The sequence below is a fragment of the Curtobacterium sp. PvP017 genome (assembly GCF_054060195.1).
Genome location: NZ_JBSSCY010000006.1, coordinates 277,250 through 285,474, shown reverse-complemented (window position 1 = coordinate 285,474; position 8,225 = coordinate 277,250). Strand labels below are relative to the sequence as shown.

Annotated in this window: 4 protein-coding genes and 1 rRNA gene; 4 read left to right on the top strand and 1 reads right to left on the bottom strand. The window is 73.1% G+C overall.

What is annotated here, in order from left to right; all coding sequences use genetic code 11:
- From rrf to ACVKXF_RS13755, 4 genes are all read left to right on the top strand, one after another.
- Window positions 1-85, top strand: a 5S ribosomal RNA gene (gene rrf, locus ACVKXF_RS13770); the annotation flags it as partial.
- Window positions 86-182: 97 nt separating this feature from the next.
- Window positions 183-1,313, top strand: coding sequence for an ROK family transcriptional regulator (locus ACVKXF_RS13765; protein ID WP_456796043.1), 1,131 nt, complete (start codon window positions 183-185; stop codon window positions 1,311-1,313).
- Window positions 1,314-1,405: 92 nt separating this feature from the next.
- Window positions 1,406-3,421 (top strand): beta-galactosidase, encoded by a 2,016-nt coding sequence (locus ACVKXF_RS13760; protein ID WP_456796042.1) that lies wholly within the window; start codon window positions 1,406-1,408, stop codon window positions 3,419-3,421.
- Window positions 3,418-5,580 carry an alpha-galactosidase gene (locus ACVKXF_RS13755; RefSeq protein ID WP_456796041.1) on the top strand — a complete coding sequence of 721 codons (2,163 nt, stop codon included), beginning with the start codon at window positions 3,418-3,420 and terminating at the stop codon, window positions 5,578-5,580. The genes ACVKXF_RS13760 and ACVKXF_RS13755 overlap by 4 nt, the downstream gene beginning before the upstream one ends.
- Window positions 5,581-5,595: 15 nt before the next feature.
- Here the strand turns inward: ACVKXF_RS13755 and ACVKXF_RS13750 are convergent, their stop codons facing one another.
- The gene (locus tag ACVKXF_RS13750) at window positions 5,596-8,199 is read right to left on the bottom strand and encodes a glycoside hydrolase family 2 protein (protein ID WP_456796040.1); all 2,604 of its coding nucleotides are present in this window, start codon (window positions 8,197-8,199) and stop codon (window positions 5,596-5,598) included.
- Between the last annotated feature and the right edge of the window lie 26 nt (window positions 8,200-8,225).

Genomic DNA, 8,225 nt, shown 5'->3' with positions numbered 1-8,225 from the left:
TCACATTCCGAACCCGGAAGCTAAGCCTCTCAGCGCCGATGGTACTGCAAGGGGGACCTTGTGGGAGAGTAGGACGCCGCCGGACTTAACCTCAGTAACACCAGGGAACCCCTGACCAGCACTGGTCAGGGGTTTTCTGCGTTTCCGGGCAGGCCGTAGGATCAGCCGACGACGGAGGAACGATGACCGAAGCCTGGCCGGCACTGCCCGAGGGTTCCCGCTTGGCACTGCGGGAGATCCTCATCCACGGCACGCTTTCCCGCGCCGAGATCGCTCGGTCGCTCGGGCTGTCGCGGGCGAGCCTGACCCGGGCGATGCGCATCCTCGTGGCACACCGGCTGGTCGTCGAGGTCGGCACCGGTGTGCGGGGTGCCACGGGCCGGCCGTCGGAGCTGTTGCAGTCGAGTTCGGGGCAGTGGGAGTTCCTCGGCGTGAAGCTCACCCGTGAGCGCCTGTACGCCGCCGTGACCGACCTGGGCGGCCGCGTGCTCGCCCTGCACGAGGAGGCCGTCGCCTCCACGGTTCCGGAAGCCCTGGCCGACCAGATCAGCGCGGTGCACGAGCGCCTCCGGGCCGCACATCCCGCGATCTGTGCCGTCGGGGTCTCCCTGCCGGGTGACGTGCTCGTCCGGGGCGGAGAGGCCGTCGTGGCGTCGTCGCCGTTCCTCGGGTGGACCGACGTCCCGTTCGCGCGGATGGTCCGGGAGCGCACCGGGTCGGCTGCCTTCACGGCGAACGACGTCCACGCCCTGACCGTCAAGGAGCACTGGTTCGGTGCCGGCGCCGGCCGTGGCTCGATGGCCCTGGTCACCGTCGGCGAGGGGCTCGGTCTCGGGCTCATCGTGAACGGGCAGGTGTCCACGGGCGAACACGGGCGACTGGGCCGGATCGGGCACCTGCCGGTCCTCGGTGGGGGACCCGACTGCGGCATCGGGCACGAGGGGTGCGCCTCGAGCTTCCTGCCGAGCCCGGTGATCGTCCGCAACGCCGGGCGGGAGGGCTCGACGTACGAGCAGGTCGTCGAACTGGCGCGCACCGGCGACGAGCGGGCCGTATCCGCGTTCGAGGACGCCGGCCGAGCGCTCGGGGTGGTGCTGGCGACGGCCGTCCACATCGCCGATCCCGCCGCCATCGTCCTGACCGGGGACGGACTGCCGGTGTACGACCTGGCGCGGTCGACGGTCGACGAGGCACTCCGGGCAGCCCTGGCTCCGTACCGGCAGCCGGTGACCGTCGAGGTGCAGCCGTTCGAGTTCTCGGAGTGGGCGCGCGCGGGTGCGGTCGTCGCGATCCGGCAGCTGCTCGAGACCTGATGCCGCAGCACTCCCAACGCCTTAGTTACACACGTTGACAAACGTCGCCTGAGACGGGAGGCTGGTGCGGTCCACCCATCGAAGGAGATGCCGTGACCGCTGCCCCCACCGTCCCGTGGCCGACCGACGGCCTGTCGTTCGGCGGCGACTACAGCCCGGAACAATGGCCCCGTGCGGTCTGGCTCGAGGACGTCCGCCTGATGCGCGAGGCCGGGGTGAACCTGGTCACGATCGGGGTCTTCTCGTGGGCGCTGCTCGAGCGGTCGCCGGGGGAGTACACCTTCGACTGGCTCGACGACGTCATCGCCCTGCTGCACGAGAACGGCATCGAGGTGGACCTCGCGACGCCGACCGCCGCCCCGCCGAACTGGCTGCTGACCGCCCACCCGGAGGTCCTGCCGGTGGACGCCACGGAGCGCCGCGAGCGTCCGGGTGGACGCCTCGGGTGGTGCTCCGCCTCGACGGTCTTCCGCGAGCACGCCCTGCGGATCGTCGGTGCCCTGGCCGAACGCTACGGACACCACCCGGCGGTGCGGCTCTGGCACGTGAGCAACGAGCTCGGCGGCGGGAACGGTCGCTGCTACTGCGAGGAGTCGGCAGCGGACTTCCGACGCTGGCTCGCCGAGCGGTACGGGGACGTCGACGCCGCGAACGCCGCGTGGGGGACGGCGTTCTGGGGGCACACCTACACGTCCTTCGACGAGGTCTCGCCCCCTCGAGGCGTCGGCGGCGCACCGAACCCCGGCCTCGCGCTGGACTTCGAGCGGTACTCCTCCGACGCCCTGCTCCGGCACTTCGACGCCGAGAAGGCCGTCATCGAGCAGCACTCGGACGTCCCCGTCACGACGAACTTCATGGTCGGTGCGGGATCGCAGGTCGTCGACTACGCCGAGTGGGCGAAGCACGTCGCGATCCCGGCCAACGACCACTACACGCTCGTCGACGACCCGCACCGCGAGCAGGACCTCGCCCTCGCCGCCGACCGGATGCGCGGCATCACCGCCGGCCGGACCCCCTGGCTGCTCATGGAGCACTCGACGGGCGGGCCGAGCTGGCAGCAGCGCAACCGGGCGAAGGAGCCGGGGGAGATCCTGCGGAACTCGCTCGTGCACGTCGCCCGCGGATCCGACGGCGCGCTGTTCTTCCAGTGGCGGGCGTCGACCGCGGGGGCCGAGCAGTTCCACTCCGCGATGGTCCCGCACGCCGGCACCCGCACGCGCATCTGGCGGGAGGTCGTCGCGCTCGGGCGTGCACTCCGTGACCTCGCCCCGGTGCAGGGCAGTCGCGTCGAACCGGCGCGGGTCGCGATCGTCGTCGACGAGCCGTCCGGCTGGGCACTGCAGTCCGGGCTGAAGCCGCACCGAGCCCTGCGGTACTCGCGGGAGCTCCGTGCCTGGTACGCCGCGTTCCACGACCGGCAGGTGCTCACCGACGTCGTGCCCTCGGACGCCGACCTCGACGGGTACGACGTGGTCGTCGTCCCGACGATGCTCGTCGTCGACGACGCCACCGCCGCGCGGATCGCCGCGGTGGTCGACCGTGGTGCGACCATGATCGTCACCTACCTGTCCGGCGTGGCCGACGAGACCGCCCGCATCCGCGCCGGCGGCTACCCGGGCGCGTTCCGGCAGGTGCTCGGCGCCTGGAGCGAGGAGTTCACCCCGCTGCAGCGTGACGAGACCCGCACGCTCGACGACGGCGGGACCGTCACCGACTGGGCCGAGGCCGTGGTGGTCGACGACGCCGACGTCGTGCTCCGGTACACGGGTGGCCCGCTCGCGGACCGCGCAGCGGTCACCCGCCGCGCTGTCGGCGGCGGCGCCTGGTACGTGTCCGCGATGCTGCCTGCCCAGAGCACCCAGCGGCTCGTGGACCGGGTCATCGAGGAGCGCGCGCTCCCGCGGACGGTCACCGCGCCTCCCGGCCTGGAGGCGGTGCGCCGCGTCCACGACGACGGTTCCGTGTTCCTGTTCCTCGTCAACCACCGCGCTGACGACGTCACGGTCACCGCGTCCGGTACGGACCTGCTCGACGGTTCCGGCCACGGGCCGGAGACCGTCGTCCCCGCGGGACGCGTCCGCGTCCTGCGCGAGGAGCGTGCGTCGTGACCGTCGTGGACCGCGACCCGGCGCCGGCGCACGCGCTGGACGGCCGGCGGGTGCACGTCCTGCGCGACGGAGGGGTGTCGCTCGTGCTCGCGACCGCCGACGAGGGACTGCCCGAGGTGCTGCACTGGGGCCGCGACGTCGGATCCGTCGCGGAGAGCGACGGCGACGACCTGCGGCTCGCGGTCGGACGGCCGCTCGGACCGAGCGCCCTCGACGCGGCCTGGCCGCTGACCGTGCTGCCGACCGAACGCGACGGGTGGGAGGGCCGACCGGGGATCGCGGGGCACGTCGACGGGCTGCCGCTCGTGCCGCGGTGGCGCGACGTCGAGGTGACCGCAGAGCCGGGCGCTCTGCTCGTCACCGCGGTGTCCGACGAACTGCTGCTGCGGAGTGCCTTCCGGCTCGACGGCGCGGGGGTGCTGCGCGTGGGGCACACCGTGACGAACGCAGCTGCAGCGCCCGTGCACCTGCAGGCGCTCGAGGCGACGCTGCCGGTCGACGAACGGGTCGGCGAGGTGCTCGACCTGGCCGGACGCTGGACCCGGGAGCGGACCCCGCAGCGTCGAGCCCTGACCGCCGGGAGCCACGCGCGGGAGAGCCGTCGTGGTCGCACGGGCCACGACGCCCCGACGCTGCTCGTGCTCGGGACGCCCGGGTTCTCGGACGCTTCCGGTGCGGTCTGGGGCGTGCACCTGGCCTGGAGCGCCGACTCGGTGCACCGGTACGACGTGCTCGCCGAAGCGCGACCGCTGCTCGGCGCCGGGGAACTCCTGCGCGCCGGCGAGGTCGTCCTCGGGCAGGGGGAGTCCTTCGCCGCGCCCGACGCCGTCTTCGTCTGGAGCGACGCCGGGCTGGACGGCCTGTCCGACCGGCTGCACGACTCGCTCCGCAGCCGCCCCGGCCACCCGAAGCGTCCGAGGCCCGTGGTGCTCAACACCTGGGAGGCCGTCTACTTCCGGCAGGAGCTCGCGCCCCTGGTGGCCCTGGCCGAGACCGCGGCGGACATCGGCGTCGAGCGGTTCGTGCTCGACGACGGCTGGTTCCTCGGACGGCGTTCGGACTCGACGTCGCTCGGCGACTGGCGCGTCGACCCGACGGTGTGGCCCGACGGCCTCGGGCCGCTGGTCGACCGGGTCCGCGGACTCGGCATGGAGTTCGGGCTGTGGTTCGAGCCCGAGATGGTGAGCCCGGTGTCCGAACTCGCGGCGGCGCACCCCGAGTGGCTGCTGCAGCGCCCCGAGGACGACGTCCGCACCTGGCGGAACCAGTACGTGCTCGACATGGCGAACCCGCTCGCGCGGGCGTACGTGCTCGAGGCGATGTCCGCCGTGATCGCGGCGCACCACGTCGACTTCGTGAAGTGGGACCAGAACCGCGACATCGTGCACGCGGTGCACGCCGGACGCGCCGGCATCGACGCGCACACCCGCGGGGTCTGGGCGCTGATGGACGCCCTGCGCGCCCGGCACCCGTGGCTCGAGATCGAGGCGTGCGCGAGCGGGGGCGCCCGAGTGGACCTCGGCGTGCTGGAGCGCACCGACCGGGTGTGGCCGTCGGACTCGAACGACGCCTTCGAACGGCTGCCGATCCAGCGGTGGACCGAGGCGCTGCTGCCCCTCGAGCTGATCGGTTCGCACGTCGGCCCCGAGGTCTCGCACACCACCGGACGGCACCTGGACCTGGACTTCCGGATGGCGGTGTCGTTGTTCGGCTCGGCCGGCATCGAGACCGACGTCACCCGGCTGTCACCGTCGGAGCTCGACCGGTTGCGGGCGTGGACGACGCTGTACAAGCGGGAGCGCGGGCTGCTGCACACCGGGCGGCTGCGGCACCTGGAGCTCGGCGACCCCGGGCTCGTGGCGACCTCGGTGGTGGCCGTCGACCGGTCGCGGGCGCTGGTGCGGGTCGCACGGACCGAGACCGGGCCGCAGTCGCTGCCGGTGCCGTTGCGGATGCGGGGGCTCGACCGGGCTCGGCGCTACCGGCTGGCCCCGGTCGCGGGGCTGCGGGTGCCGCACGGGCTCGACATGGTGCCGCCGGCGTGGCTCGTGCGCGGGCACCTGGAGCTGTCGGGTGCGGTGCTCGAGGACGTCGGGGCGCGGCTGCCGTTGCTGGCCCCCGCGACCGCGATCGTGTTCGAACTGACCGCCCTCGACTGACCCGCCCCGCCCGCGTCAGGGGAGCAGCGAGCCCGCGTGGCGCAGGACGAGCGGCCCGACGAGCGCCTCGGGGTCGATGCCCGGCGCACCCGTCACCGTGAACGTCACCGACTCGCCGGCGAGCAGGGACACCAGGCCGTCGTCGACCCGAGCGGCCGGGTCCACGCGGTCCGGGAACAGCGAGACGTCCCGCGCGTAGGACGTCGCCGTCACCGTCACGACCGCCCCGTCGTCGGTCGCCGTGACCGACGTCGAGAGCGGCGACCGGGCGAGGACCTGATCGACGACCTCGGCGAAGTCGAACACCGTGCGGGTCCCTGCCCCGGTGACGACCAGCACCTCGGAGCCGGTATCTCCGGGCACTGCGAGCGCAGCCGGCAGCGTGACCCGGTCGGCGTCGGCGGGCCCGGCGGTGAGCGGGAACGAGGACGACTCGAGCACGGTGCCGTCGAACGCGACGCGGGAGACCGTGACCTCCTCGGCGACCGGTGCCCCGGACGCGTTCACGAGCACGACGTCGAGCCCACCCGCAGCACCCGCAGCACCGGACGCAGCGGGCTGCACGGTGAGCAGGACCGGCTGGTATGCCTGCCGCACCGCGTACCAGACCGGCTTCCGGATGCCCGCGTGGTCGACGAGTGCCCAGGACACCACGGGCCAGTCGTCGTTGAGCTGCCAGACGATCATGCCGGTGTTGTCGGGCGTGCGGGACCGGAACCACTCCATGCCGAAGCGGATCGCGTGCGCCTGGTTGAGCTGCGCGGCGAAGTGCCAGTCCTCGATGCTCGTCGGTGCGGGCAGGTGCCCGCGCACGCCGTCGGCGAGCTTCTGGTTGCCCTGGTCGGCCTTCTGGTGCACGAGCATCTCGTGACCGTCGGGGTCGAGCGGCTCGTCGTGGACCACCGCGGTCAGGGTCGACCACGCGGGCGGCCCCTGGAACCCGAACTCCGCCACGAACCGCGGGTTCCAGTCGGCGTAGGCGCGGTAGTCGAGCCGGTTCCAGACGTCCCAGATGTGCACGCTGCCGTTCCGCTCGTCGTTCGGCGTCAGGTACTCGTCGAACGAGAACGGGCTGCCCGGCGTGTACGGACGGGTCGGGTCGAGCTCGGCGACGATCGACGGCAGCAGCGAACGGTAGTAGCCGTTGCCCCAGGTCCGGCCGACGAGCGACGGCCGCCACCCCCACTCGGCGTACGCGACGAGGTTCTCGTTGTTGCCGTTCCACACCACGAGCGACGGGTGCGGGCTGAGCCGGGTGACGGCTTCGCGGACCTCGGGCTCGACCTCGTCGGCGAGCCAGGGTTCCTCGGCGTAGGCGGCGCAGGCGAACAGGAAGTCCTGCCAGACGAGCACGCCGAGTTCGTCGCACCGGTCGTACAGGTCGTCGGACTCGTAGATTCCGCCGCCCCAGACGCGGAGCAGGTTGACGTTCGCGTCGATCGCGTCGTCGATCCGGTCGGCGTAGCGCTCGGGCGTCATCTCGGTCAGGTACGCGTGGTCGGGGATCCAGTTCGCGCCGCGCACGATCACGGGCCGGTCGTTCACCCGGAGCAGGAACGGCGCTCCACCGGCGTCGGCCGCGGTGTCGAGCGTGACGGTGCGGAACCCGACGCGGCCGGTCCAGACGTCGTCGCCGACCTCGACCCGGACGTCGTACAACGGCTGGTCGCCCTCGCCGCGCGGCCACCAGACGGCGACCTCGGGCACCTCGAGCCGCACGACGGCGGACCCGGCCGTGCGGTCCGGACCGGTCACGACGGGGCGCGCGCCGACGACCCGGCCGGCGGTGTCCGCGTGGTCGGCGGGGCGGACGGGAGGCACGGTGTCGGCACCGGGGTGCGCTGCGGACGCGTGGTGCGGGGCCAGGGTGATCCGGGCCTCCAGTCCGGCACCGGCGTCACCGCCCGCGGACGCGACGGGCGCGCTGCCGATGGCCTGCGAGAAGGCGCCGGAGGAGCCGGCGAACTCGACGTCCACGTGCGCGGTGAGCACGCCGGTGGTGCCGTCGACGTCGACGAGCGGGCGGACGGCCGCGATGCGGGCGCCGCTCCACGACTCGATGCCGATCGACTTCCAGATGCCGCTCGTGGCGACGTCGATGCCCCAGTCCCAGCCGAAGTTCGACGCGTTCTTGCGCAGCGCGTTGTACGGGTGGTGGTTGACGTGGGGGAGTTCGCCGCCGTGCAGGGCGGACAACCGCTCGGCCGCGGGGACCGGGGCGTCGAAGGTGACGACGAGCTCGTTCGCGCCGGGGCGCAGCAGGTGCCCGACGGGGAACCGGTACGCGCGGTGCTGGTTCGCGGTGGTCGCGACGACGACGCCGTTCAGCTCGATCGTCGCGAGGGTGTCGAGACCGTCGGCGACCAGGTCGTGGCGGTCGTGCGTGCCCGTGCCCGACCACTCGAAGGTGCGGCGGTACCGCCAGACCGTGTCGCCGATCCACTGGGTCGCGGCCTCGTTGTCGCCGTCGAACGGGTCGGGGATCCGGCCCGCCCGCAGCAGGTCGGTGTGCACGCAGCCGGGGACGATCGCGGCGACCGGCTCCCGGTGCGCATCGGCCTGTGCCGGTCCGTGCACCGCCTCGACCGTCCACGTGCCGTCCAGGGTGGTCCGCTCCATTGCGTCTCCTCATCGTTACGGGGCCG

Excerpts from the sequence above, each read along its gene's own strand:
- ACVKXF_RS13765 (WP_456796043.1), top strand. The coding sequence starts at position 183 with ATGACCGAAGCCTGGCCGGCACTGCCCGAGGGTTCCCGCTTGGCACTG.
- ACVKXF_RS13750 (WP_456796040.1), bottom strand. The coding sequence starts at position 8,199 with ATGGAGCGGACCACCCTGGACGGCACGTGGACGGTCGAGGCGGTGCAC.